This window comes from Clostridium manihotivorum (assembly GCF_004015185.1).
Lineage (GTDB): Bacteria > Bacillota > Clostridia > Clostridiales > Clostridiaceae > Clostridium_AR > Clostridium_AR manihotivorum.
Genome location: NZ_CP025746.1, coordinates 2759730 through 2784730, shown reverse-complemented (window position 1 = coordinate 2784730; position 25001 = coordinate 2759730). Strand labels below are relative to the sequence as shown.

26 protein-coding genes and 1 riboswitch are annotated in these 25001 nt (G+C 31.9%); of the genes, 8 read left to right on the top strand and 18 right to left on the bottom strand.

The features are described 5' to 3' along the window. Positions 1 to 30: 30 nt before the first annotated feature. Positions 31 to 1743 carry a flavin monoamine oxidase family protein gene (locus C1I91_RS12585; protein WP_128213199.1) on the bottom strand — a complete coding sequence of 571 codons (1713 nt, stop codon included), beginning with the start codon at positions 1741 to 1743 and terminating at the stop codon, positions 31 to 33. Positions 1744 to 1928: 185 nt separating this feature from the next. Next, the gene (locus C1I91_RS12580; RefSeq protein WP_128213198.1) at positions 1929 to 3422 is read right to left on the bottom strand and encodes a glycoside hydrolase family 43 protein; all 1494 of its coding nucleotides are present in this window, start codon (positions 3420 to 3422) and stop codon (positions 1929 to 1931) included. 417 nt (positions 3423 to 3839) lie between these two features. Between C1I91_RS12580 and C1I91_RS12575 the strand changes: the two genes are divergently transcribed. Beyond that, positions 3840 to 4706: a helix-turn-helix domain-containing protein gene (locus tag C1I91_RS12575; protein ID WP_238476038.1), complete on the top strand. Its 867-nt coding sequence runs from the start codon at positions 3840 to 3842 to the stop codon at positions 4704 to 4706. 113 nt (positions 4707 to 4819) lie between these two features. Here the strand turns inward: C1I91_RS12575 and C1I91_RS12570 are convergent, their stop codons facing one another. The 3 genes from C1I91_RS12570 to C1I91_RS12560 form a co-directional block, all read right to left on the bottom strand. Continuing rightward, a complete protein-coding gene (locus tag C1I91_RS12570) occupies positions 4820 to 5470 on the bottom strand; it encodes a MarR family winged helix-turn-helix transcriptional regulator (protein ID WP_338032609.1) in 651 nt (216 codons plus the stop codon). 81 nt (positions 5471 to 5551) lie between these two features. Next, a complete protein-coding gene (locus C1I91_RS12565) occupies positions 5552 to 6649 on the bottom strand; it encodes a helix-turn-helix transcriptional regulator (protein ID WP_128213196.1) in 1098 nt (365 codons plus the stop codon). A 313-nt stretch (positions 6650 to 6962) separates the two neighbouring features. Next, a complete protein-coding gene (locus C1I91_RS12560) occupies positions 6963 to 7271 on the bottom strand; it encodes a DUF3784 domain-containing protein (protein WP_164880523.1) in 309 nt (102 codons plus the stop codon). Between the two features lie 127 nt (positions 7272 to 7398). Here C1I91_RS12560 and C1I91_RS12555 point away from each other — a divergent pair, with 127 nt between their 5' ends. Further along, positions 7399 to 8547, top strand: a complete 1149-nt coding sequence (locus C1I91_RS12555) for an IS3 family transposase (RefSeq protein ID WP_128213194.1) — start codon at positions 7399 to 7401, stop codon at positions 8545 to 8547. Between the two features lie 633 nt (positions 8548 to 9180). On the opposite strand, the gene C1I91_RS12550 is transcribed toward C1I91_RS12555, so the two are convergent. The 4 genes from C1I91_RS12550 to C1I91_RS12535 form a co-directional block, all read right to left on the bottom strand. Next, the gene (locus tag C1I91_RS12550; RefSeq protein WP_128213193.1) at positions 9181 to 9996 is read right to left on the bottom strand and encodes a MerR family transcriptional regulator; all 816 of its coding nucleotides are present in this window, start codon (positions 9994 to 9996) and stop codon (positions 9181 to 9183) included. A gap of 110 nt (positions 9997 to 10106) precedes the next feature. Next, complete coding sequence (locus C1I91_RS12545) at positions 10107 to 10448, bottom strand: hypothetical protein (RefSeq protein WP_128213192.1); 342 nt, start codon at positions 10446 to 10448, stop codon at positions 10107 to 10109. A gap of 239 nt (positions 10449 to 10687) precedes the next feature. Then, entirely contained in the window at positions 10688 to 11587 is a 900-nt protein-coding gene (locus C1I91_RS12540) for an acetamidase/formamidase family protein (RefSeq protein WP_128213191.1), read from the bottom strand. Between the two features lie 82 nt (positions 11588 to 11669). Continuing rightward, the gene (locus tag C1I91_RS12535) at positions 11670 to 12476 is read right to left on the bottom strand and encodes a class I SAM-dependent methyltransferase (RefSeq protein ID WP_128213190.1); all 807 of its coding nucleotides are present in this window, start codon (positions 12474 to 12476) and stop codon (positions 11670 to 11672) included. A gap of 267 nt (positions 12477 to 12743) precedes the next feature. Here C1I91_RS12535 and C1I91_RS12530 point away from each other — a divergent pair, with 267 nt between their 5' ends. Next, positions 12744 to 12995 carry a kinase to dihydroxyacetone kinase gene (locus C1I91_RS12530; RefSeq protein WP_128213189.1) on the top strand — a complete coding sequence of 84 codons (252 nt, stop codon included), beginning with the start codon at positions 12744 to 12746 and terminating at the stop codon, positions 12993 to 12995. 221 nt (positions 12996 to 13216) lie between these two features. On the opposite strand, the gene C1I91_RS28930 is transcribed toward C1I91_RS12530, so the two are convergent. From C1I91_RS28930 to C1I91_RS12515, 4 genes are all read right to left on the bottom strand, one after another. Then, positions 13217 to 13930: a transposase gene (locus C1I91_RS28930; protein WP_238475875.1), complete on the bottom strand. Its 714-nt coding sequence runs from the start codon at positions 13928 to 13930 to the stop codon at positions 13217 to 13219. Further along, positions 13918 to 14553 (bottom strand): transposase, encoded by a 636-nt coding sequence (locus tag C1I91_RS28925; protein WP_238475991.1) that lies wholly within the window; start codon positions 14551 to 14553, stop codon positions 13918 to 13920. Before C1I91_RS28925 ends, C1I91_RS28930 begins: the two co-directional genes overlap by 13 nt. Before the next feature lie 352 nt (positions 14554 to 14905). Next, on the bottom strand, positions 14906 to 15733 hold the full coding sequence (locus C1I91_RS12520) for a CPBP family intramembrane glutamic endopeptidase (protein WP_128213188.1): 828 nt from the start codon (positions 15731 to 15733) through the stop codon (positions 14906 to 14908). Positions 15734 to 15830: 97 nt separating this feature from the next. Next, positions 15831 to 16205 carry a VOC family protein gene (locus tag C1I91_RS12515; protein WP_164880522.1) on the bottom strand — a complete coding sequence of 125 codons (375 nt, stop codon included), beginning with the start codon at positions 16203 to 16205 and terminating at the stop codon, positions 15831 to 15833. A 587-nt stretch (positions 16206 to 16792) separates the two neighbouring features. Here C1I91_RS12515 and C1I91_RS12510 point away from each other — a divergent pair. Continuing rightward, positions 16793 to 17347 carry a PHP domain-containing protein gene (locus C1I91_RS12510; protein WP_238475990.1) on the top strand — a complete coding sequence of 185 codons (555 nt, stop codon included), beginning with the start codon at positions 16793 to 16795 and terminating at the stop codon, positions 17345 to 17347. Between the two features lie 267 nt (positions 17348 to 17614). Here the strand turns inward: C1I91_RS12510 and C1I91_RS12505 are convergent, their stop codons facing one another. From C1I91_RS12505 to C1I91_RS12485, 5 genes are all read right to left on the bottom strand, one after another. Continuing rightward, positions 17615 to 18232 carry a DUF1062 domain-containing protein gene (locus C1I91_RS12505; protein ID WP_128213186.1) on the bottom strand — a complete coding sequence of 206 codons (618 nt, stop codon included), beginning with the start codon at positions 18230 to 18232 and terminating at the stop codon, positions 17615 to 17617. A gap of 368 nt (positions 18233 to 18600) precedes the next feature. Beyond that, the gene (locus C1I91_RS12500) at positions 18601 to 18810 is read right to left on the bottom strand and encodes a hypothetical protein (RefSeq protein WP_128213185.1); all 210 of its coding nucleotides are present in this window, start codon (positions 18808 to 18810) and stop codon (positions 18601 to 18603) included. A gap of 475 nt (positions 18811 to 19285) precedes the next feature. Then, complete coding sequence (locus tag C1I91_RS12495; RefSeq protein WP_128213184.1) at positions 19286 to 19945, bottom strand: YczE/YyaS/YitT family protein; 660 nt, start codon at positions 19943 to 19945, stop codon at positions 19286 to 19288. Between the two features lie 97 nt (positions 19946 to 20042). Further along, positions 20043 to 21071 (bottom strand): DUF1048 domain-containing protein, encoded by a 1029-nt coding sequence (locus tag C1I91_RS12490; RefSeq protein ID WP_128213183.1) that lies wholly within the window; start codon positions 21069 to 21071, stop codon positions 20043 to 20045. Positions 21072 to 21089: 18 nt separating this feature from the next. Beyond that, entirely contained in the window at positions 21090 to 21416 is a 327-nt protein-coding gene (locus C1I91_RS12485) for a PadR family transcriptional regulator (protein ID WP_128213182.1), read from the bottom strand. Positions 21417 to 21674: 258 nt separating this feature from the next. Then, a riboswitch (guanidine-I (ykkC/yxkD leader) is annotated at positions 21675 to 21769 on the top strand. A 187-nt stretch (positions 21770 to 21956) separates the two neighbouring features. On the opposite strand from C1I91_RS12485, the gene C1I91_RS12480 reads away from it, so the two are divergent. From C1I91_RS12480 to C1I91_RS12465, 4 genes are all read left to right on the top strand, one after another. Continuing rightward, positions 21957 to 22385 carry an EamA family transporter gene (locus C1I91_RS12480; protein WP_128213181.1) on the top strand — a complete coding sequence of 143 codons (429 nt, stop codon included), beginning with the start codon at positions 21957 to 21959 and terminating at the stop codon, positions 22383 to 22385. Positions 22386 to 22575: 190 nt separating this feature from the next. Further along, complete coding sequence (locus tag C1I91_RS12475) at positions 22576 to 23283, top strand: B3/B4 domain-containing protein (protein WP_128213180.1); 708 nt, start codon at positions 22576 to 22578, stop codon at positions 23281 to 23283. Between the two features lie 18 nt (positions 23284 to 23301). After that, positions 23302 to 23994: a radical SAM protein gene (locus C1I91_RS12470; RefSeq protein WP_128213179.1), complete on the top strand. Its 693-nt coding sequence runs from the start codon at positions 23302 to 23304 to the stop codon at positions 23992 to 23994. Between the two features lie 224 nt (positions 23995 to 24218). Beyond that, entirely contained in the window at positions 24219 to 24737 is a 519-nt protein-coding gene (locus C1I91_RS12465; RefSeq protein ID WP_128213178.1) for a GNAT family N-acetyltransferase, read from the top strand. Positions 24738 to 25001: the final 264 nt, after the last annotated feature.

Genomic DNA, 25001 nt, shown 5'->3' with positions numbered 1-25001 from the left:
TACAAATAAGTTTTTTAATTAATCTGAGTCTTACTGGCCATGCATATTGCAAGCCATTACTAGGTCATTAGCAGCCTGCATTCCACTCTGAAGTGCTCCCTGCATCCATCTATGAACCGCAGAAATATGCTCTCCTGCAAAAAACACCCTATTATTATATTCTGGTAGAATCATGGAATAGGAGAATAGTCTCTTCTGTTCTGGCTCAAAGAAGGCCAATGCTCCTCTAAAGCTGGGCTCCTTATCCCAATTTACAGTCTTTTGTGCCTCAATTATATTGTCAAGATAACCACCTTGTAGACCATGAACCATTTCAATCTCTCTTTTCACTTCATTAAGCATCTTTTCTTGAGTTAGATTACCTAAACGGGTTGCATCTAGCCCAAAATTATAAGAGCCAACAAATACACCTGATTCATTAAATGGAATATTGTTCATATTAAAGGAACCATTAATATATTTTCCATGGTCAGAGGGATACCAAATAGAGGAAATAGGTAAGTCAGTATAGGAACCGCCGCCTATAATTCCTTGTCTCTCCCAAAACCTATCTTTAGATAAAAGTAGTATTCTCTGAGCTTGAGTATAGTAAACTTCTCTAATAGCTCTCATTTTCATATTGCTGAAAAGAGGATTAATTCTTACATTTCTCAAAGATGAAAATGGGATAGTGCAAACCACATAATCAAATTCTTCTAGTAAGTTATCCTTAAGCTTCTTGTCTTCATAATTTATAATTACTTTCTGACTCTGGCTATCAAAACTTATAGCCTCCACCCAGCAACCTGATTTATATTTTACTTTACCAAGGTTGTTCATCTCCATATCTGAATAAAAATTGGTAGGATTTGTAGTGCTAAAGGATTCTATGAAAGTTTTTGGTAGTCTTACCATACCTCCAGGAATTTCATATAAATACGAAAGATCTGCTGGATATACTTCTTCAATATAATCTATATAACTATTATATAAATTGCCATAAAGCAAAGGTGCAAAATTAGAACTTAAGGATATAGCTTCTTGACTTAAGCCTGTAGCCTCCATCAACTTCATACTAGAGTTGTCACTCCATAGTATAGTTTCATTTTTATAAAAAGGCTTCACTTGTATAGTTTCAGCTCTTGCCTCAGGGGAAGCGCAAAGCAAGTGGCTTTCCACTGCAATTTGAAATAATCTTTGCCAGTTTGTTTTCCGCTCATTTTCTGAGAGATTATATTTGGGATAGATATTTTTCATGGTATCATATCCGTTTCTATCGTTTCTAGCTCTTGATTGTCTAAGATAAATAAAAGCATTTTCGCTGTACTGTATAAATGGCCTTGTTGGTAACTTAAACAGATTTAAATAATGCCAAACGGTCTCATGGGACACAGGAATTCTCATAGGTCCAAATTCATGATAAAGCTTCTTCTGTTCATCAAAATAGTATGTATAAACTCTACCACCTATCCTATCTTCTAGAGCTTCATAAATGGTAATATCAAAACCTAGTTTCCTTAGTTCAAAGGCTGATGCAAGCCCTGCCAATCCACCTCCTAATATTGCAATCTTCTTATCTTTATACTGGCCAGCTCTTCCGTAGTTTCTTATATCTGGAGGAGGCGCTAAGAGCCTCATACCTGTGCAAAAATCTTCTAGGCGCCCTGCTAAACTCATAACATAACGAGTTAAAAAATATCTATCATTATCACTTGGATTGTCTGGTTGTGGGGGATAAAATAATGATTGGCTGTTTAAATTCATTTTATTCCTTACTCCTATAATTAAATATTTGTAGAACATATAAAAATCTAGTTAGAAAAACACTGCCTAGTTGCATAATATGTAACTCTACATTATATGCTACTGAGCAGTGTTATAGATGTATTTTTCTAATTAAAACAGACTAATCAACTACAACCAATACTAAGGATTCTTTCTGTTGATACTTATTTATATTCACACTTAAAGTTTGTGAACTGAGAATAACTTGTATAACTTTCTCCATAGGCATATAACCCTATAATAACCCCAGTAAAACCACAAGCTACTTCAGTGGATAAATATCTAGTTTGTGCCGTACCTAAAAGAATTTCTTTGTCTTCTGCTTTTATATAAAAGCTATAATAATTATTATTTGCATCAATAACAAGGGATGCCTTACTATTTTCTAAAGCTATTATATTTTCTATAGATTTAACATCACCAATATTTAGTCTTTCAATAACCTCAAAGCCACTATTTGCCTTACGTATAGCAAGGTCATAATGATGATTCTCATCCATGTATAATGTGATGCCTGCTTCCCCATCAGTTACAGATACATCACAAGAAATTACTGCATTAAAGTCCATCTGACGTATACCAATAAAGGTTGGTGAAGCTGTCTTATCTAAAGTTACTTCAGTTCCTTTTAACTTTACACTATCCTCTTTAAGAATATAATTATCGCTGTTAGGATGTCTTAAATAACACCAATCTTTGTCCCATTCAGTATTTTCAAAAGTATAAAATTTCTTTTCTTTCTGAATTACTTGGTCACTTATACGATCAGTATCAACGGTATTCAAGGTTGTACCATTATGTCCAGCTGTGAACCAACCATCTTCGTCGAAGGTTACCTCTGTAAGAAAAACTTCACGTCCTAAATGATGGAACATAGCCCATTTATCTATTTGACGAAAGCCTAAATGAAGCATCCACCAGTTTCCACTGTTATCCTGAATAAGATCTCCATGTCCTACTCCCTGTATCTCATAGCCGCCTAGATTACGATTAGTCAATACTGGATTGTTGGCATAAGGTTCAAAAGGACCATAAGGAGAGTTACTACGTGCATAGGTTACCATATGACCGTACTCTGTTCCTCCTTCTGCTACCATAAGATAATAGCTTCCATTTATCTTATACAAATGAGGACTTTCCAAGTAACGGCCTCCTGAGCCCTGCCAGATCACTTTACTTTCTGTAAGTCTTCTTCCACTCTCTATTTCAATTTCACATTGATATATGCCATTAACTCCTTTATCGTCTCCCATGGTACTCATAAAATAAGTTTTATCTTCTTCAAAATACAGCGAAGGATCAATTCCTCCTTGATCTACATACATAGGCTCAGACCATTCACCATATATATCCTCTGTCCACACGAAAAAGTTTTGATTTGTTGTATTATTTGTGGTGGTCATGTAAAAACGTCCATTGTTATATCTAATAGTTGGAGCAAAAACACCTCCAGAGCTATTTATATTTTCAAGCTGAACCTGGCTTTTTCTTGTAAGACAATGGCCTATCTGCTTCCAATTAATAAGATCTTTGCTTTCGAAAATAGGAACTCCCGGAAAGTACTGAAAGGAGCTGCATACAAGGTAATAGGTATCCTCTACCTTACAAACACTAGGGTCTGGATAAAATCCTTTTACAACAGGGTTATTATATTTCATCTCTATACCTCCAACTTTCTTTATTGGCTGATTAAGTACCACATTTAAGTTCTCATACAATTTACTTAAACCTAACTGGTATTAAAAATACTTGTCCAATAAGTTTTTATATCCATATTTAAAATCTATTTAACATTCAACTTATAGATGTCTATATAGTGCTAATATTATCAGCCAATACACTTATTTATCTATTTTCAACCTTTCGCATCGATATTATCTTTGTTATAACTAAATACATATAGTGCTGCAAAGGTTTTAATGATATTATATTAATATAACCGAGGCTATCTTACCTTGATTATTAAGCCTAACAATAGCATTATATAGACATATAAATCCTAAAATATTCTCAAACACATCCAATATCTATCAATAGTCTAAGCATATATATAAGAAGGTGATGATTTGAAATACATGCATCTCAGTATTTTTACTAAAGATACTAATTTTCCTTTCTTTATACAATTAGGGAAACATGAAAACAATATGCCAGTACATTATCATGTGGATTTTTCAGAGTTGGTAATTGTTTTAAAGGGAACCGCAGATCATATTGTTAACTCAGAAAAATACTTTATTAAAAAAGGTGATGTTTTTATAATTAATAAAAACACCTTTCATGGTTATGACAATGCTTCTGATTTTAGAATTTGCAATATTATGTACAAACCTGAGCATTTATATCAAGTAGGTAGGGACTTAGAAAAATCACTAGGCTATCAAGCACTATTTGTTGTTGAACCTTCTTTAGCTAAGGAATCAAACTTTGACAGTAAACTTCAATTAACTTTGTCTGACTATGAAAAAGTGAAAGACCTCATTTTAGACATGATAGATGAATATGAAAATAAAAAGCAGGGATCTCAGACAATGGTGTATTCACACTTTATGGAATTGGTAGTCTTTTTATCAAGACTACATGATTTGAGTGGTTCAGGTATAAATTCTAACCTTATAAATATTGCAAAGGCCACCTCCTATATGGAAAACAACTTTCAAAACCCTATTAACCTGAAGGACTTGGCAGATGAAGCAGGAATATCAGTAAGACATCTAGATAGAATCTTCAAAGAACATTATAAGACAACACCTATAAATTATTTACTTCGACTTCGCATTCAATATGCATGTTTGCTGCTAAAAAAAAGCGACTATACAATCTCTGATGTTGCCTATGAAAGTGGTTTTGGAGACAGTAATTATTTTGCTAGGCAATTTAAAAAAATCATGGGCTTTTCACCAAAGGATTATCGTTCAAATATAAACGACATTCAGTTATAAATCGGTACTTTATAATATTTTTAGTAAAACATATAGATGTCCCTCCTTCTATTTTTAAATTCTATGCTCAGAAGCCAGAATAACTTTAAAAATCAGAAAGAGCTATAATTATCTCATAGCTCTTTCTTTAAGTTTCTTTGTCTTTCAAATTCTGTTATCACTCTTTCATTAAAGCCATCTAAATCTGCACCTAAATCTAAAGTCCCTAGTTCTTCAAATCCATCCTGCATTTGTCCATCGAAAGAGTATAACTTTTTTAATAGCGTCCATAGCGTTTCTATTTCACTTGAAGAAAAGTCTTTAAATAAATCCGTCAATAAGTAAACACCTAGTTCAGAACACTTTATTATTACTTTACCTCCCTCTTCAGTTACCTTAACATTAACTGCTCTTTTATCCTTAGTACTTGGCACAGTTTCTATGTACCCTTTTTTCTCCATTATATCTAGGAGCTGTTTTACACTCTGCTTTGTGGTACCTAGCTTCCTTGCAATGTTGTTTATAGTTCTCTCATCCTCTTCTAGATGAGCAAGTGCAACAATGGCCATGAACTGTCTTGAGGTTAATCCTTCAAGTCTTTTGTCTCCTACTATTTGTATCTTGTTAGTAAGAGAAAATAAAGTTGCATAGGCTTGCTGCATTAAAAACAGTTCTTTAGTAATATCCAATAAAATCACCACTCTTACTTCTAAATTAATTTTTACCCTAATGATATCAGAACTTTTGCAATTAATCAATATACTGTCTAAGTTCCTTATCTTCATCAGCGAATATTGCTTCATAGCAAGGTGTATGATTAGGTTGCTCAGATAAAGTCAAATAAGAATTAAAAATAGAAGCTTTACTTATAGAGCTTTATTATTTTTAATCTCATCAATCATCCAAAGATATTGTAAATCACCAAATCCATACTGAGGGAAAAGTGTCATTAACTCCTTTACAAGATCCTTTTTATCTATATTATTTCTGATATATCTTGAGATTTCACTACCTTCTGTTCTGTAAGAAAGATATAGATTAATTGCCTGATATGTCACTGGAAGTAGCTTTGAATCAGGCTTTTCTCTATGGCATAGTACTGTTTTATAAATATTATTATACCCATTTATATCAATTTCCATAGCATCTGATAGCATCTCATCTTTTTGTTCTAATGCCATGCAGAAAAGTACATCTCCTTGATAATTAATTTGCTCCAAATAAGCAAGAATTGTGATAAAGTTAATCTGGCAGAACATATCATCACCAAACCACAAAACAATTATATCGAAGCTATCAACTAATAGTGGTTTCAACTGTTCTATAACAATATTCTTGTATTCCTCTGGTGTAGAATTTAAAGAAGCAGCTCTCTTTTTTATAAATTCTGTTGAAAAAATCTCTTCATCAGCTTCCCCCCAGCACATTGCCTCATTAAAAGGAATATATACTGCCTCTTCATTCATAAGCTTACTTTCTTGAAAAGCTTGAAGCATACTCATCCCATTTAAAATATGCAAGGTTCTTGATGGGTAATTTTTCTCAATTTGACTTTGTACATGTTTTATGGTTTCATTTTTCATATATAAACTCTCCTTGTCTTTTAATAAAGGATCAATATTCTTCTGATAAGCTGCAAGAGGTAGTGGATTTAGACGAAACTTTTTCGGTGTCATTCCAAAGGTAGTAGAAAATGCTCTTGAAAATGCCTCTTGAGATGAGTAGCTATATTTTATTGCAATATCAATAATCCTATTTTCAGTATTTTTAAGCTCCTCTGCAGCACAAAGCAGACGGCGTTTTTGAATGTAGCTTTTCATGGTTTCACCAAAATATCTATGGAAGATAACAGAACAATAGTAAGGTGAAAAATTTGAGTACTTTGCTAATTGATTTAACGAAAAATCTTCTGTTAAGTTTCTCTCTACGTAATCCAATATCTTCCTCATACTTGCATCTATCATGGAAAATCCCTCCTTTGTATAAATAGTACTACGTTCTGAAAACATTATTTTGATATTAATTGTGGTGTATCTTTAAATATTAGAAAACTTGCTAAGCCTTACATCTGAGAGTTTAAAATGTAGGCTCTGTTAAAGTACCGTATTGAAATTAAGTTTCCAATAAGAGTTCTATAAATTCATGTACAAATCACTTATATCTCAATAGCTTTTTTTTTAGAGAATTTGTGATATATTAGCCTTAACCTATGTTTGCGTATATCTCTTTCTAACAAAAGTAAAACCTATGCTTTAATATTAGCATAGGCTTATAAATTCACTTAGCTATTTTAAATTTTTCATCAAATTTCTTATATCTAATATAGATGTAATAGGCTAAAGCGATTATTAATAGTGAAAATGCGAGTTTAATTCCAAATCCTTGATAAAAATAATCCACTACTGCACCTATTACAAAGAACACTGCCCATAGCAAAATTGTTTTTCCAACATAATTACAAATCGCTACCTCATCATAGTTGCTTCGGTCTTCTGAAGTTGCAAGATTATATCCTGAAAGAAAATTACAACCTTTCCCCTTTGATTTTATAAATAACATTCCCAAAACTATATTGATTACTACCATTAGTAGGTCAATTGACATGCAAATTAACCTTGTACTCTATAATGGTCTAAGAAAACTCAACAAAAATATGAGTTAAATATAATGAACCTGATATAATAAAAGTATCAAAAGAAAGCAGGTTTTCATTATGAGAAAAAGAACATTCACACCAGAATTCAAAGCTAAAGTAATAATAGAGCTACTAAAAGGCGAAAAGGAGTTGAGCCAGCTGGCAAGTGAACACGAGATTGCTCCAAACCAGTTGCGTAACTGGAAGAGCGAATTCCTCGAAAACGCCGCCAATGCCTTTGATAATAAAAAGGATGAAAAGCTTAAAGAAAGCCTTAAATCAAGCGAAGCGGAGAAGGATGATCTATATAAGAAAGTTGGTCAGTTAACTACGCAGGTTGATTGGCTCAAAAAAAATCTGAAGAACTCTTTGGACCTGATTGGGAGAGTAAATTTACTCCGCGCCCAAAAAGATAGCAAGGAACTCCCTTTATCCACAGTAGCTGAATTACTGGACGTAAACCGTACCAGTGCATACTACAAGAGTAAAAGTCCGTCTGAAACAGAATTAGCTATAAAAGACTCCATAGATAGAATGCACACTGACAACCCATCCTGGGGCTCCCAGGCAGATTTCAAAAGCATTTGCGGCATACAAGGATTCGATATAGGTAGATTGAAGACTCGCAGGTACATGCAGGATATGGACATACATGCGATTTACCCTAAACCCAACCTGTCCAAGCCTGCTAAAGGACACAAGATATACCCTTATCTTCTTAGGAATGTGGATATTGTAAGGCCGAATCAAGCATGGTCTATCGATATAACCTACATCCGCCTCAAACATGGTTTTGTCTATCTGACAGCCATTATCGACTGGCACAGTCGTCTCATCGTAGTCTGGGAGCTGGACGATACGTTATCCACAAATATGGTTAAAAGCGCTCTTGAAAAAGCCTTTTCTGTTGCTAAACCTGAAACATTGAACTCTGATCAAGGCAGCCAATTCACAGGTCATGAGTATATTAGCTTTGTGGAAAACCATAGAGTCAAAATTAGCATGGATGGTAAGAGCAGATGGGCAGACAATATCATGATTGAACGCTGGTTCCGCACGCTCAAATATGACGAAGTCTACCTGAAGGACTATGTTAACATAAGAGATGCCCGTAAGCAGATTGGTGATTTTATCCACAGCTACAATTTTGAAAAGCTCCACTCTGCACTTGGCTATCAAACTCCGGCAGAAAACTACTATCCTGTGCTACTTGGTATTACTGCATAGTGCAACTACATAATGGTAAAATATGGTTCATTGTAAACTTAAATATTTTTGTCTTGACAATCGAGCCACTATACTCATATCTTTTCCATTCCCTTATAATATTATTTACCTCACACTATTGATGTATTTCCAAACTCTGTAATAATATAAATTATACAAATAGTTGATTAGTTTATCACATGATCAAAATCAATATAATATTGAGTAAGAATAAGAAAATGGATGCAATAAGCATATAATCAAGTTATTATTTAAAATAAATATATGTATTCTTAATATATTCAACTATAATAACAAATTTTGTATTAGGTGAAAAATATATTTTTTTATCTACAGTTGAATTACTTAATTCTCTTATGGCCAAAGTACATTTGATATTTTCATTACTCACTTATCTTAACAGTCCCCTGCTTTGTCCATATACCTAATAGCTTTGATGCCAGAAGATAAAATAATGTAGAAGATAGACATACCACTTCTTACTAAAATTTATATTTTCAAATTCTCCTTCTTGTAACCAGAGTTAATAAGAAAATACACTTAGTATAGAAGTGGTACACCTTTAAACTTCCTTTTAAGTTTGAAAACTATATTTTCAATCGTATGGAATCTTTACTTATGAACTAATTCATTTTATTGCTGCTTCTTTACTGGTATCTGTATTTCACTCAAATAATCTTCTGTATTTGTTTCATTCCATGGACCTTTTATAGCGACCTGACGTGGATTGCCGCACATAGCAAATCCATTTTCTTCGATCCAATTTGCTAGAAAATTATATGCGCCTGTCAAATTAGAATACTCCCCAGGAACTAATATACTAGCAGCCTGCTCAACAGCTTCAGTCTCCTTGAATACAAAACCGCTATCATCCTTCATCAAACTATAAACACCCATTACTACCTCTACATCAACTTGTCCTTCTTTATATCCCTCATCATGATAAGTCGCATATGCAAAATCATTGCACGGAATATTTCTTTTCATCAAGTATTCACTTAATCTAGCCCAAAGCATTCCTTCTGCAGTATAAGCTGGTATAGTATCTCTTAACGAGATGACCTTATGGCTTGGTATTTCCTTTAATGTAACGTTATATTTCATATTAACTCTCTCCTCTTTCATATCCTTTATGGTGGAGTTAATTCTTTCAAGCTTTATCTGCTCTGCTCTTATATTATTTTCAACTTCTTCACTTTTCACCTTTAGGATTTCCTCTAGCTTTTCTTTAGATCTTTCCTTTATAAACAGAGCTATGTCTGCTACATTAAAGCCCATGTCTCTCAAGGCTACTATTAAGTTAAGCTCTAAAATTTGTTTTGCTGAATAATATCTGTATCCAGTAAAATCATCGATTCCTTCAGGCTTAAAAAGTCCAACTTCATCATAATATCTGAGCATCCGTATAGAAACTTTTGTTAGCTTTGAAAAGTCTCCAATCTTGAACATAAAATCAACTCCTATCTATTACTGCCATTCGAATGACATATTTAGAATAATGCCTACCACTATGTGAGAGTCAATATTTATTTATAATATAAAATTATATATATTTTATATTAATTTTCTCTTCTATTAGTTGGAATATCTCCCTTACTTACCTGAGTAGCTTCAATATCAGATAGAAGAATACCTATGTTTCTTCCAATAGGTGCTACGTTCATCTTACCAAACCTTGGATTTTCCATACCCATAACCTTGGATTTCAATCTGTTCCCCTTAGTGTCTACTATGTACACCTCATCGCCTAGATGTATATCTGCACCTTTCACTATTCCAACTACTATGCAGCCTAATTTCGTAATCGTGAATATATCTTCAATATAAAATGTATAGATACCAGACGGATTTCGGACTTGCTCCTCTTCTTTTTTTCTAAATAAATTGCTTAAGAATCCCATCTGCATTATCTCCTTATCTTACCTCAGTATACTTGCCAATTGCTATTCTAGGTTATGCTTAAAAATAGCTTTCAGATAGATGTGGTAAATCTTTATATGTAGCACTTCATACTAAAATTTATAGTTTCAAATTCTCCTCTCAAAACCCAGAGGAGTTTTGAAACTATATTTGGGATTGAAGTGATAGATCTTTAAGAGCGCAAAGACTTTTTTAATTCCTTCGAAGAATTTGTGGCTCCTTAATATGGTACGTATCCAAATTTACTCAAGTAGCAAAGTGGAAGTTCCATTCTGACTGTTTTGTAAGAATTAACCTTTTGACAAACAGCTAGATTTCCACAAAGACTTAGAAGTACGCCAGCATCATAGGAGTCCAGACCTACCTCTTCTACTAGAAAGCTTAACATCATTGCAGTAGCTTCATCAGCTGCTTCATCTAAGCTACTACAGGAAGCAATTGCCATCCATTTTCCATCTACAAACACAGCTGGAGCCCTTCTGCTCACTTCAGGAATTACTGTAACCTTAAGCTTTATTGTACCTTCAATCTCAAGGCCGCAGCCACCAACTTCTCCGTCCCCCATAAGAGCATGTATATCTCCAATTGCAAGTAAGGCTCCTTCTGTAAATACTGGCAGGTATAACACAGAACCTTTCTTAATCTGTCTACAATCCATGTTTCCTCCGTGATTGCCAGGCATAAAAGTTGATATCTCTTCGTAAGCTGGAGCAACCCCAATAACTCCTATCATAGGCTCTATAGGCACGGATATCTCCTTAATAATTTTGGCGATTCCCTGCTCAACAGCAAGTCTTTTAGTTTCAAACTTCAAGTTTTTCTCGCTTAAACTGTTGCAGTTAGACCCAATAACATTTACACCCAATGTCCCTACGGTAATATCTAAAATCTCAACCTTTAATGTATCACCTTGCTTTGCTCCTTCAATATATAAAGGTCCCGTTGCTGGATTCCCTATAGATTTATTGTCTACTCCGCACTTTGTCCCTTCAGGCAGTAGCTCATTATTAAAGCAATCTAAAGTATGGAATTCAACTATATCACCAGATTTGCAAAAAGCCACAGGTTTATTATCCTTCGACATGTTGTGTATAACATGTTCAGTTTTAATTATAATCATTTATACTCTCCCCAATATTATTTAATAAAATATATAGTCTTTTATTATGCTATATTTGACAATATTATCAAAGATGCATAAACTAACCATTAAACTTCTCTGCTATGAATAAAAGATGATTACTTGCTCCAAAGAATTCTGGCTTTTCGCAGCAGTAGAAATGATAGTTAAGCCAAGCTTCATAGCTCTTATCATCCATACTATTGATTTTGTTTGCTAACAATTCACTTAAGCCATCTGCAGCAACTTCACCAATAATTTTCAAAGCAGAAGTGTTGATTAGATTTCTACAAGCATCTACTGTATGAAAGACAAAAGGTTCATCTACTACCTTGAAGGTTTCATGATTGTAGTTTTCACTCTTAAAATAGTTAGGATTATAACACATAGCCTCAGTTGTAATAACCATATCATTAGAAATAAAAGCAAAGAACATCTTTCCATTATCTTTGCAAACTCGCTTTACTTCCTTTATATGAGTAAGTTTGTCCTCATCTTTCAGGAAATGATATAGCGGTCCAAAGCTTAGAACAACATCATAAGACTTATCTTCTAGCACTGATAAATCAACTGCATTGCCTTGAAACACCTCAAGAGAAATGTCTTCCGTAATCTTTTCTTTTATTTGTTTCACATGCTTCTCTACTATCTCCACTGCTGTTACTTCAAAGCCCTTTTTAGCAAAATAAAAGCTGTACTCCCCTGTTCCAGGGCCTAAATCTAATATTCTCATCCCAGGTTTAAGATATTTTTCAATCTGCCTTACAGTTGTTAAAAACTCAACTCTACCAGCTTTTGACGCTAACCTTAAGGACTCATCAAAAACATCATATACAGCTGAAACTTTGTTTTCTTGGCTTTCTAAACAATACTCTTCTTTAATGCTCATAGTTCCTCAACACCTCTTTTCTCAATATATTAGACAACATTATATCATATAAGTAATATTTTTCAACTAATTATACTTTTTTCAAGTCATTTATGGAGCTGACACTTAATGGTTTCGCAGTAAATGAAACAAATTATCAATTAACACTGGATTTATTATCCTTACTTTATGTATAATAGAATATATTAGTTAATTTACTATTAGCCTTCTACTATAGATTAGCTAATACTTAATCAATTGTTTGTTAATTAGAAAAGGAGAATATTTATGATTGAATTTAAATTTGATACTCAGTTATTAATAGCAGGACAGAATCTTTCAGAGGATGATATTAACGATTATATTACTGAAAACTTTGAAGGTGATTCCTTGCTTGCAGTTGGAGATGATGAACTTATTAAGATACACTTTCATACTAATAAGCCATGGGAAATCCTTGAGTACTGTGCTTCATTAGGAGAAATTCACGACGTTGTTGTAGAAAATATGGAAAGACAGGCAAATGGCCTTAAAGGCTAGTCTATAAACATAAACTAAATATATCTATAAAAAATCACTAAAGCGACTTTCTCAATGGCATTAAGTTAAGAGAATTCAAGAAGCTATTACATAAAGTGATAGCTTCTTTTTTCAGAGTTAGCTGTAAATGTTCAACCGAAATGAAGAAAATAATTTTAAAAATTGCATGCAAATAAAGCAGGCATATATCCCGCTAAAAAAAACTATTAAATTAATCATTATTATGCTACTCTATACATGAAGCTTACGGATGTTTTTTCAGACATATTTCTAGGTCGCGAACGACCAGGTCGAATCGGTGTTATGTGCCTAGCAATCAAAGCTTCTATATTAGGTGGAGTAACTTTACCAAGGAAAAACTGTCGGCATATATGCGCTGCAACAGAAAAGTTGACTTTGTAGTCGTATTTCCTGTTCCTTTTCTTTATGATTACGTGTTGGGTAATTATTTCAGAAAAGTTGTACATAATTAGCCTTGCATATATTTCCTGAAGTATGTACTCCACCTTTTTTGAATGAAAATGTAGCAATCCAATAGTATATTTCAAATCACGGAATGATGTTTCAATTCCCCAACGCTTGAAATAGAGTTCTTTTAGTGTTTGAGGTGAAAATTTCGTTCTATCTAGGTTTGTAACAACAACCTCATAAGTATCATCAGTAATTTTAAATCGTACAATCCGAAACGGTAGTTTGTACATTACTGTAGGATCACTTTTTCTATTTGTCTCTGGGAGATAGTCAAATGTCTTATTTTTCCCAATTAGTCTATAATGGTTTTTATCCTTAAGCAATTCTTTCACTTTATTAGTTTGTTTTCTAGTAAGGTTTAAATCAATATCAACATCAAATTCATCAGCAGATGGAAGTTCAAATCCATGTAAAATACCTGATGCATGACCATGAAAATCTTTTATTCTTATTAGAATTTCCATCCTTTTTGTTGAATGTGTGCCATATTGTTATAAGATTCATACCCTCGATCCGCAAGGATAATTGCTGGAGTTTTAATAGTAGATCTGTCTACCATGTCTGTTAATGCCTTACATTCATTGGAAAGCTTTCTTCTCAGCACAATTACGTCCTCGTAGGTATGTTGATTAAGATCGTATAATGCATTTAAATGCAAAAGGTTGTACGGTTTCCTAGAGTCTTTAAATTCATATAAGGAATCCAAATCGTTTTTATTTGTTGGAATATGTATGTCAGATCCATCGACAGCCAAAAGGCGATAGCCTTTAAATAGATAATCAGTTGTTGTTTTGTTAACGAAGTTATGAAATAATTTTTCAAATGCCGTAGTCAAGATCTTTGCCCTTTGTTGAACAAAGGCCGCCGATGTAGCTGTGTCAATAGAGCATCCCCATTGATTTAAAAGCTCATTACTTAAAGTATTTCCTTCCATTCCTAGCAAAGAAAAAATTATTTTATCAAAGGGAAGTTTTCGATTTCTAAGGAAATCCTTGTCGGGATTCCTAATATTCTCTTTAGGATTATCGCGAAGCTCTTGAATAAGTTCAAATAAAGTGGATCTCAATTCTTGTGACTTAGTATTCATATGTATTCTCCTCGTAATTGAAATTTCTCTCTAATTACAAGGGCCGCTTTCACTACCTTTAAAACAATTGGTAGTGAAAGCGGCCACATATTTTTGAAATGCTGTCAAGTGATAATTAAAAAAAATAAAAAAGACCCACAGCACATATTTGTGATGCAAGCCTTTCCTTAACTTAATGACATTGAGCGACTTTCTTTAGTGATCTTTTTGTTTATATACCTTTCCCAATGTATAGGTAACCAACTTCAACTATTAATTTATACTTGTTACAAATTATGTTTTCATAAAGGTTCCCTATATAAGAAATATCTTGCGGTCAACATAATTTTTCTTATTCTATATCATTTTAATATTAATTGATTTGCTTTGAAGATCTTTTTATCGTATCCCATATAATAAATAGTATAATTATAAACTGGTATATAATCCAAGTAGCAGTATATCTATTAAATGATTTTACAAAATACGGATTAATTAATGGCGTAATATTATATAATGTGTGAAGAAGAATAGTCATTAATACACTTCCATGAGTTCTGTTATATATCCATGTAAAAACTAATGATAAACACATCACTGATATTATAAACAAACTAAAAGGTATTCCATATTGTGGTGTACCCTGAATAAAAAAAAGTGGTAAATGCCAACATGACCAAATTACTCCCAAAATTATACTTGAATAAATTGGATTTAGTTTATTCTGAAGTTTTGTTAAAGCAAAGCCACGCCACCCAAACTCTTCTCCAAGTGGACCACCCAAAAGTAAAACTAAAAAGAAATTAAGTAGTACACTATTAAAATTCATTGATATATCAAAATTATAAGAACTACCTGTAATATTACAAAACCAGAGAGGTACAAAAAATGATGATACTACATAAAACAAAATGAATATATAATATAAAGGATTGATTCTCCAAATAATACCTTTTTTAAGTAAGTTCTTTACTCCATCAGTTCCATAAAAAAATCCAGTAAAGATTATAGCCATAATGGTTGGCATAAACGCACCTATTGCAAAAAAAACTCCAACATAATTCTTGTAAATGTCATAAGAAATTATATTTCTATCAGAGGCATATATAATGCCCCAAATAATCCACGAAAATAAATAAGTTACAAATACATATAAAATCATTTGTAGTTTATTTGCGGATTTTGTTTTTCTATCAATCATATAATAATCCTCTCAATAAAGATATATTTTTATATAAAAATTATATAATCAACTAAACAAATATTTATTATTCTTTTAAGTCTGCTATATACAGCTTCTATTTTAAATCAGGCCATTCTGAGAAAAGGCACCATCTAACTCCAAATTTATCGACAAAGTCCACCATGCATGGACTAAAGGAAGATGATCCAATAGGAACATTGGTATTACTTTCTTCTCTTAAGACTTCATAGGCTTTTTCTACATCCCCTGCAGTTTGCATCCTTACATCTATCTGAAAAACTGTACCGGTTACTGAAGCTTCTTCATAATCACTAATTGCTAGCTTTTGCCCATGTGCAATAATTTCTGAATGAAGTACTGCGTTTTCTTGAGTGTACTCAATATAAACTAGTTTTGCGTCAAAGGCTTTTTTATAAAGCTCAATGGCTTCCTTCGCATTTTTTACATACAACTGTATCATAAATTCCATTTTATTACTTCCTCTCATTTTAACTCATACTATTTTTCTATTCTAAGTCAATAAACTATATGATTGTACAATAATTTAATTATACATAAAATGGATATTGTTTTATATAATAAAATAGTTTTTTTCATAATATTCTTTTAATTCCACATGTGATTCTTTAGTTATTGCTTTAAGTATACAAAGTTAGATACAATATATAATGTATAGGATGTACATCTTCCATAAAAGACTTATTTGAGAAACCTCTTTTGTTCCCATCTAGGTTTTCTGTGTAATTTCAATCTTGAAGCTACATCCCTAAATAACATAAGGAGTCATACTACTATGATAGATTTACATATGCACACTACTACGTCTGATGGTTCTGACGAGCCTAAAGATCTCCTCATTAAAGCACAAAGCTTAAGGAAATAAATATTCATCAATACTATGAGGGCAAACTTATACCAGGCTGTGAATTCTCTGCTGTACATAATGGAAAACCAATTGAGATCTTAGGATATGGTATAGATCTAGAGGTAATAAGTTCAACTGGAATAGTTTCTGATGAGAAATTTTACGAAAGAGAAAATACTTACCTAAAGAAAATGATGGAGGTATGCAGAAATCTTAATATTAAGTATAGCGATAATTTATCAATTAGAGGAAAATACTTTGCAACACAGATACTCCATGCAGATATAAGAAAATATCCTGAAAATGAAAGACTTTTGGACAAAAATATATGGGAAAGTCTTAATGCCTTTTATAGAACCTGTGTAAACAACCCAGAAAGTCCATTCTTTCTAGATCAGATGAAGGATTATCTCACAGTACCAGAAGCTGCTGCCCTAATCAAAAAGGCAGGTGGTAAATCCTTTCTTGCACACCTTTATGGTTATTTTGTAGAAGACCACGATGCTTTTCTTGACTCAATAGTGTCGCTAAATGCTCTTGATGGTATAGAATGTTATCATTCTCTTCACACCATTGAAAGAACAAAGCACCTACTTGATTACTGCAAGGAACATAATCTACATGCCTCAGGCGGCAGTGATTATCACGGTGCATTAAAACCTAATGTAAAAATGGGCGAAAGTTTACCTGATGTAAAAATTCCTTATTCCATACTGGAACCTTGGCTTCCAAGTAATATCATATAGGAAAATTACCAAAGTATATTTCTTCAATGATTTTTTGCAAATCTGTCCTTTATTAATGTATATGAAAAAACTATAATAGGAAACTGAATTTTTCTTCTTTAACTTCGACTAAAATAAGTATTTAACCTGATTCCGGATACCTATCCCAAATTTCATAGGTACCATAAGTTCTGACAAGGTAAAATTATTATATATATATTGCAAAAAGAAGTAAGCGAGGCTAATAATCCAATAGCCTCGCTTACTGATCTACCATCGACGATTTCACTATACTATAAGTTCCAAAAGCTCTATATTCTCTTCTACCTTTAAAACATGTATTTCCATTTTATTTTTTATTTTAGAATTCATTGAATTCTTGCCGTCATTAATAAAAATCAAACCTCTATTATGCATATTTTTAATCTTACTTCTAGAAAGTCCTAGTATATCACTTAAAAGCTTATCCACTCTAATTTCTACTGGATATTTACAACAAATTTCAAAAACTAGCTCATTTTCTTTTATATATGAGGCATTTAATTCCTTTTGAACCAAGGCATAACTTACAGTTTCAAAAATAACCTCAGCTTTATTTTTACTGTACATATTTAAATTAAAAGCATATTTTCTGGCTAGTTCTTTATCATTTGAAAGGAACTTTTCATACTCCTCCTTATTAATATCAAAAGGCTTAATCCTTTCATATATAGTCATATTATAAGTGGACTTGCACTTCTCACATTGATAAATCATCCAAATATCAAGATTATTTTTATTTGCATTTACTCTGAATTTCTCAGTATTTATATAAGTTGCTTTTTCATTACATTTAGGACAGTTTCTTTTTACCACTGGTAATTTCTCAGGAACCAGCTCCCATTGATATTTTTTTAAATAGCTCATTTTGCTCCTCCTAGTTCTCTAACATTTTTAGGAACAGCAAAGGCTACCTCATTAAACTTTATTTAATTAATGCAATAGCCTCTGCTACGCACTAAAGATATCTAACATCATAAAAATTCCTCCAATCCTTTATCTACGGAGATGTTATAACTCCTAGTTGAAGTAGATAGTTGATTTATCCTCTCATAATGTCTACTACACCAACCTAATTTCAACAATATTTTTTACTAAATATATTTTATCAATTTCATGTACTAGAAAAAACCTCATACTTATTTGAGAAATAAAAATGAGGCGATAGGTTGACCACCATAAATCGCCTCATTTTTTAGAACAGTAAAATTCAACTATTGAAATATATATTTATTTTAGTGTGTTTTCAATCCTCTGAAATACTTAATATTTACCAATGTTCCTCCAACAAGGAGTACTCCAAGTATAACATAAAACCATCTTTTTGACTTTAGAAACATTATAATAGTTGAAACTACTACAAATACAAGTAAAATCCATAATAAAAAGTTAATTATACTGACTATCTTATCATTTAAGTTCTCTTTCTTAAAATTATCTAGCACACCAATCCCCCCTTTAATATCTCTTATAACAATATCTATTTTAATTTATACTTTAGTTTTAAATCATCTATAAGAAACGATATTTTTAGATACAACATTTAGAAGCCAGAGGAACTTTAATATAGTTCTTATACAGAAAGGTACATCTTAACCATATTATACCACCATTGCTAAAAGAGTAAATTAAATATTATAAAAAGCCGCTGAAGCGTCTTCAATAATCCTTATTAACAATTTAAATTTATTAAACATATGTGAAGAAATTCTGGAAGGAGATATAATATCATTTTTTACTGCTCAGCCTGCATAGCTGTTGTAAGTTCTTGATATTACTAACTTTAGCTAATAAAAGCTTTATACTTTCACATAAAGAAAAAGATAAGATATTTATTAGAGGCTATGTTGAAGTACTGTGTTGAACATAACCTTATTATAAAATATCTTACCTTATATATCTAAAAGAACTGTTGCTTAATTATCTTTGATTTACTATACAATCATTAATAAATATGAAACCTTGCTTTATATTTCTGTGGCTTAGGGCCTTTACATCAAACTTTAGTAACTTATATACTACTTGTACACAATACCCTATTCCAAAGGCAGTTATAAGTGTTCCAACTCCAACAAAGCCTCCTAATGTCCAGCCAATTATTAAAGCTCCCATTTCTATAAAAAATCGTATTAAGCTAATAGGTTTGCCAGTAAGACTAACTAAAGCAATCATAAGACCATCTCTAGGCCCACATCCCATCTCGCAGCTTATATAAAAATAGCTACCTATAGCACTTACAAATAGACTACCTATCATCATTAACATACCAGTAGCTACACTACTACAAACAGGAATAATCTTGCTGTATATTATTAAGTCAATGAAACATCCAATTACTATCATGTTAGCTATTGTTCCAATTCCAACCTTAAGTCCTAATATACTTGTTATTATAACAATAATTATGCCAACTATAATGCTAGCCTGTCCAAGAGTTATACCGGTTACCTTTGTTAGCCCTTGATGGAATACATCCCATGGACTTAAGCCCAATTTAGAGTTAAGAGCCATAACTGTTCCACAGGCACATAATAAAAAGCCTAAGGTCATTCTTATAATAATTGCTAATATTTTTCTCATTCTACCTCTTCCGTGGCTCCATTACTCAAGCCAATGTTCTTCTATATTTTCACTGATTCTTATCAAAAATTCATATCATATATAAACTATTAATGAATTAAGAAAGACTTTTATTTATTAATACAAAGAATCTTATAGATACTGTCATTAAAATACTTAATAGAGCTATTATAAATAAAAAGATAATTCCTAAAACATCTATACTATTCTGAATGTACATACCTCTCCCTATAAGAACTGCCAGCAGCAAGAATATTAAAAGGTATATAGAAAACATTGCTATAGTGAAAAAATTATTCCTTACTCTCTTAGCTTTAAAGCTCTCAAATTCTAAAGGTTCTTTATTACTTCTCTTTCTTCTTTCAACATGCATTTGATATTGTGTATTTAATTTATCTAAGTATTTTTCTTCTCTAGCTTCCTTTTCTTCTTCCATGCTACCTCGTTCTAGAACTTTCATCAGAAATAATATTACAAAATTAATTAATCCTAAATATAAAAGAATTAATGATACCTTTGAGAAAGACATAATCATCAGACTACTCTTATCATTGTCTTTTATAAAGGAATAAATCATTATTGTAATAATCCATATTGCATAATATGTATATCGCTTAATCCTTCTGCATCTTCTAGGATTCTCAAACTGCGATTTTGTTACAAAGGAAATGATTTCAGGAATACATATATAGGCCAGCATTAGTATAATATCAGCTATTCCAAAATTAATTGTTTTAAATATTACTCTCATATCTCCTAATTTTATGGCATCAAAAATTCTAGGAAATACTTGCATATAGGCGGTATAAAACAAGGTGCCAAGCAAAATGAAGAATATCCTAGATGATTTATAAATATAAATCCTTTCTCCATAGATCATGTCATCACAATATCTCTTTAAATCTGGTCCTGTAACTTGAATTACTGATTTTTCCTCTTCTTGAGCAGATAAAAATGTGTCTAATACTTGCAAGAGACAGTTGTTTTTTTCAGAGGTATTAAGTTTAGATGAGCCAATAACGTATACCTCTATCTTATCAAAGTCTTTTCTATAGTCATCCATTAGTAAATTAACATAGTTTTTATACCCCTCATATTTATCAACCTTATTTTTACCAATATCCATTCTATCCTCCCAATAAATCTATAAGCTATCTGCATTTATAATTTCATTTACCTTTGATGTAATTTCCATAAATACTTTTTTGAATTCTTCATAATATGTTTCGCCAGACTTCGTAATAGTATAATACTTACGTTTAGGCCCTAAGGGCGACTTTTCAATACGACAAGTTATAATGTTCTTTTTCTCCATTCTAGTTAATATTGGGTAAAGTGTCCCCTCATAGATATCCTTAAATCCATATTTATTTAGTACCAGCAGTATTTCATAACCATAAGTTTCCCCTCGAGAAATAATGCTTAAAACCGTACCTTCTAGGATTCCTTTAAGTAATTGTGCTTCATCCATAATAATTCCTCCCTACTATGCTTTGTATAGTAGCTTGATACCAATATATAACACCTACTTTGCAATGTCAAGTAGCTTTATATTTAATAAGGATATATTTAATAATATTTTTGAAATTAATTTCAATACAGTACTTTAACATATTTTAAATAAAGATCACTTTTAGATTTCTGAGTTCAAAATTAAGTTGACTAAACTTTTCTACTATGCTAAATTAATTCTAGTAAGTTGCAACTTATAAATTTTGATTTTTTATATAGTTTAGTCTTCTAGGGTTCCGCAGTTTATACTGGCTGGTCCAAGAGAAGACGCACAGGTAACTGTGTACACGGAAGGATAAAAGCCTGGGAGATATTTTTATAATATTTCCTTGGGCTTTTTTTTAATGTATAAGAAACTACAATTTTTTATTAACTAAACCTAGCACTATTAGGAGGCTAAAATAACCCAATAAAAAAGAAAGCTTCTTCGCCTGCCAGATTTTCCTCATAAACATTCGGAAAGTCAAATACGCGAAAAGAACAGTTAGGAGTGATGTTTGTGAAGTCTCAGTACTCCCCAATTTTAATAGTGATTATATCAAGCTTGTGCTATCATTTATCTCAAAAATCAACGCCATCAGCCTTGCATCCAATTGCAGCTTTGATTGTTACCTACGCTTGTGCTTTAGTTATATCCATTATATCATTCTTTATTTTTGTGCCTGGGACAAATTTAATAGAATCAATTAGAGTCGCGAACTGGACAAGTATTTTACTAGGATTTGCAGTTGTAGGTGTAGAATTAGGATTCTTATTGTCATATAAATCTGGATGGAATATAAGTGTAACCAGTCTTTTATCAAATACTTCGGTAGCACTTTTACTTATCCCTATAGGGTTATTGCTTTATAAGGAGAAGATTTCCTTCACTACTATATCAGGTGTTGTCTTATGTATGGCTGGCTTAATTCTAATTTCTAGATCATGATGGTGTAAAGGCATTTAATTTATCAATAATTACTAATAAATAATACAATAATAAACTATTGATAAACTTAGACTTCTTAGCAAGCTATTCATAGAAAGACTTTAATATATCAGAAAGCTTATGCTTTAAGATTCAGTTTTATAGGCTGTTTCAGAATATAAATAATTCAATTATACAAGGAGGAGCAATAATGAAAGATTTCATAATAGAGGATGATTTTTGGAGCCTATTCCCCAATGCTAAGATAGGAGTGGTTATCTGCCAAGATATAGACAACTCTATAAAGGATGAAGACAAATATAAGGAGTCTATCCTTAACGCAGAAAAGGAAGCTTTAAAACATTTGCAGAATGATGAATTTAGTAGCAATCAAGTTATAAAAGTATGGAGAGAGACTTTTCAAAAGTTTAAAACAAAAAAAGGCGCTAGATCCTCAATTGAAGCATTATTAAAAAGAGTTAATAACGGCAATCATTTAGGTACTATTAACCCACTAGTAGATATCTATAATTGTATTTCACTTAAATACGCATTACCTTGCGGTGGAGAGGATATTGATAAATTTGCTGGCAACATTAGGTTGACTAAGGCTGTTGGAAACGAAGACTTTATTACACTAGGAACAGACAAAAGTGAGCCTCCATACGAAGGTGAGATAGTATATAAGGATAATGAAGGAGCAATTTGCAGATGCTTTAATTGGCGTGAGTCCGTAAGAACCATGCTAACTGAAGATACAAAGAATGCTTTTTTATGTATTGAATTAGTAGATGAAACAAGAACAGAATACTTTGAAAACGCCTTAAAGGAATTGTCAGAAACCATACAGGTTAATTTAGGTGGAAGCTGTAAGCTTTTCATTCTTGATATAAACAATAAACAAGTTACAATACAGTAATTCAAGGAGGTCATAATAATGGGGGTTTTCAGCTACAAAGAAGTTTATATTGAAGATGGAAAAAAAGTATTGGAGGTTAATGTACTTCCTGAAAAGCATTGTAATTTTGATTGTATATTTTGTCCTATTGGAAGATCTCAAAATAAGGTAGATATCCAAAGGTCATTTGATGATATGGATAGTTCATTGAAGGATCTAGAAATCATGATAGAAAATACTAAAGCAGAATTAATTTTTATTAATTCAAAAGGTGAGGCTTTAGTTAATGACAAAATTTCTTATATAATTGATGTAATAAAAGCTAAAGGTTTGCCTGTAAGACTACTGTCTAATGGGTATTTGCTAGGTAGATCTGAATACATAGAAATTGCTAATAAGTGTGATGAGGTTATTGGAGAAATAAAAACAATAACAGAAGAAGATTTCCAAAAGATCCAAAGGCCAATTGATGGTTATACAATAGAAGATTACATTTCAAGCATGGTTTCTTTTAATAAACAATATAAAGGGAAATTTATATTTGAAATCACTATCATCAATGGTTATAACGACGATGAAGAATCAATTGAAAGACTAAAGATTATTACTAAGGAAATAGCTCCAGACAAAGTAATTATTGAAAGAATAGATGATGAAAGATTTAAGAAAAAACTTTGGATAAATGATGTAAGATTTGAGGAGATCTCAAAGGAACTACTAAGTATTTGCTAATACTTACAAAATATGTGGCTCTTTTATTACACTTAAGTTGTTCCTGTTAGATTATATAAGTTTGTAGTTTTTGGGTTACTAATATATTTTAATTTAAAGATGCACAGTTTCAATCTAAAACCTATTTTTAAAGCTTTTCTGACTTCTGGGAGTAGAATTTAAAAATACAAATTTTATTCCTGAAGAGGTACACTCATATAACAAATTTTGGAGGAATGAACTTTATGGATAACTTTTTAGTAAGAGAATGTGGTTTAGAAGATGTGGAAAAACTTAAATATGTAGGAGAAAAAACCTTTTATGAAACATTTTCTAATGAAAATACAAAAGAAGATATGGATAATTACTTAAAAGATAATTTTTCTTATGAACAAATAGAAAGTGAACTTAAAAATAGTGGTTCAAAATTTTATATAGTTGAAAGTAATGAAAATGTAGCTGCTTACATGAAGGTTAATTTTGACAAAGCCCAAACAGAGCCAGGTCACGAAAACACTTTAGAAGTACAAAGAATTTACGTACTACAAGATTATAAAGGCAAGCAAGTGGGCAAAAGTTTAATACTTAAGGCTATTGAGCTTGGAAAGAACACTAATTTAGATTATATTTGGCTAGGCGTATGGGAACACAACATAAACGCCATAAAATTTTATGAAAAGCTAGGCTTTGAAAAGTTTGATACCCATATCTTTAAACTAGGTGATGATGAGCAGACAGATAACTTGATGAAGCTGGTATTGTAAAAACCCTAAGCAAGCTGGTATTTTTAAATGAGCAGAAGCTAAAGACGGGATTTATTAAACACTATAATATACCTGTTGGAAAATATACAAAGCAACTTAGGATAATCATAGCTAAAAAATTCTTGTATATAAAAGACTTACCTGCTGAGATGGTGGCTAAAAAAGTAGGTTATACTTATTAAGCAAATTTTTCTAGGATGTTAAGAAAACTTATGGAAAGACTCCTTTAAAGTATAGAAAAACTAAATAGGAGCTTTCCATAAG

Bases quoted from the DNA above. Each gene is read 5' to 3' on its own strand.
- C1I91_RS12585 (WP_128213199.1), bottom strand. From the start codon at position 1,743: ATGAATTTAAACAGCCAATCATTATTTTATCCCCCACAACCAGACAAT.
- C1I91_RS12580 (WP_128213198.1), bottom strand. From the start codon at position 3,422: ATGAAATATAATAACCCTGTTGTAAAAGGATTTTATCCAGACCCTAGT.
- C1I91_RS12575 (WP_238476038.1), top strand. From the start codon at position 3,840: ATGCATCTCAGTATTTTTACTAAAGATACTAATTTTCCTTTCTTTATA.
- C1I91_RS12570 (WP_338032609.1), bottom strand. From the start codon at position 5,470: ATGAAGATAAGGAACTTAGACAGTATATTGATTAATTGCAAAAGTTCT.
- C1I91_RS12565 (WP_128213196.1), bottom strand. From the start codon at position 6,649: ATGATAGATGCAAGTATGAGGAAGATATTGGATTACGTAGAGAGAAAC.
- C1I91_RS12560 (WP_164880523.1), bottom strand. From the start codon at position 7,271: ATGGTAGTAATCAATATAGTTTTGGGAATGTTATTTATAAAATCAAAG.
- C1I91_RS12555 (WP_128213194.1), top strand. From the start codon at position 7,399: ATGAGAAAAAGAACATTCACACCAGAATTCAAAGCTAAAGTAATAATA.
- C1I91_RS12550 (WP_128213193.1), bottom strand. From the start codon at position 9,996: ATGTTCAAGATTGGAGACTTTTCAAAGCTAACAAAAGTTTCTATACGG.
- C1I91_RS12545 (WP_128213192.1), bottom strand. From the start codon at position 10,448: ATGGGATTCTTAAGCAATTTATTTAGAAAAAAAGAAGAGGAGCAAGTC.
- C1I91_RS12540 (WP_128213191.1), bottom strand. From the start codon at position 11,587: ATGATTATAATTAAAACTGAACATGTTATACACAACATGTCGAAGGAT.
- C1I91_RS12535 (WP_128213190.1), bottom strand. From the start codon at position 12,476: ATGAGCATTAAAGAAGAGTATTGTTTAGAAAGCCAAGAAAACAAAGTT.
- C1I91_RS12530 (WP_128213189.1), top strand. From the start codon at position 12,744: ATGATTGAATTTAAATTTGATACTCAGTTATTAATAGCAGGACAGAAT.
- C1I91_RS28930 (WP_238475875.1), bottom strand. From the start codon at position 13,930: ATGGAAATTCTAATAAGAATAAAAGATTTTCATGGTCATGCATCAGGT.
- C1I91_RS28925 (WP_238475991.1), bottom strand. From the start codon at position 14,553: ATGAATACTAAGTCACAAGAATTGAGATCCACTTTATTTGAACTTATT.
- C1I91_RS12520 (WP_128213188.1), bottom strand. From the start codon at position 15,733: ATGATTGATAGAAAAACAAAATCCGCAAATAAACTACAAATGATTTTA.
- C1I91_RS12515 (WP_164880522.1), bottom strand. From the start codon at position 16,205: ATGGAATTTATGATACAGTTGTATGTAAAAAATGCGAAGGAAGCCATT.
- C1I91_RS12510 (WP_238475990.1), top strand. From the start codon at position 16,793: ATGATGGAGGTATGCAGAAATCTTAATATTAAGTATAGCGATAATTTA.
- C1I91_RS12505 (WP_128213186.1), bottom strand. From the start codon at position 18,232: ATGAGCTATTTAAAAAAATATCAATGGGAGCTGGTTCCTGAGAAATTA.
- C1I91_RS12495 (WP_128213184.1), bottom strand. From the start codon at position 19,945: ATGAGAAAAATATTAGCAATTATTATAAGAATGACCTTAGGCTTTTTA.
- C1I91_RS12490 (WP_128213183.1), bottom strand. From the start codon at position 21,071: ATGGATATTGGTAAAAATAAGGTTGATAAATATGAGGGGTATAAAAAC.
- C1I91_RS12485 (WP_128213182.1), bottom strand. From the start codon at position 21,416: ATGGATGAAGCACAATTACTTAAAGGAATCCTAGAAGGTACGGTTTTA.
- C1I91_RS12475 (WP_128213180.1), top strand. From the start codon at position 22,576: ATGAAAGATTTCATAATAGAGGATGATTTTTGGAGCCTATTCCCCAAT.
- C1I91_RS12470 (WP_128213179.1), top strand. From the start codon at position 23,302: ATGGGGGTTTTCAGCTACAAAGAAGTTTATATTGAAGATGGAAAAAAA.
- C1I91_RS12465 (WP_128213178.1), top strand. From the start codon at position 24,219: ATGGATAACTTTTTAGTAAGAGAATGTGGTTTAGAAGATGTGGAAAAA.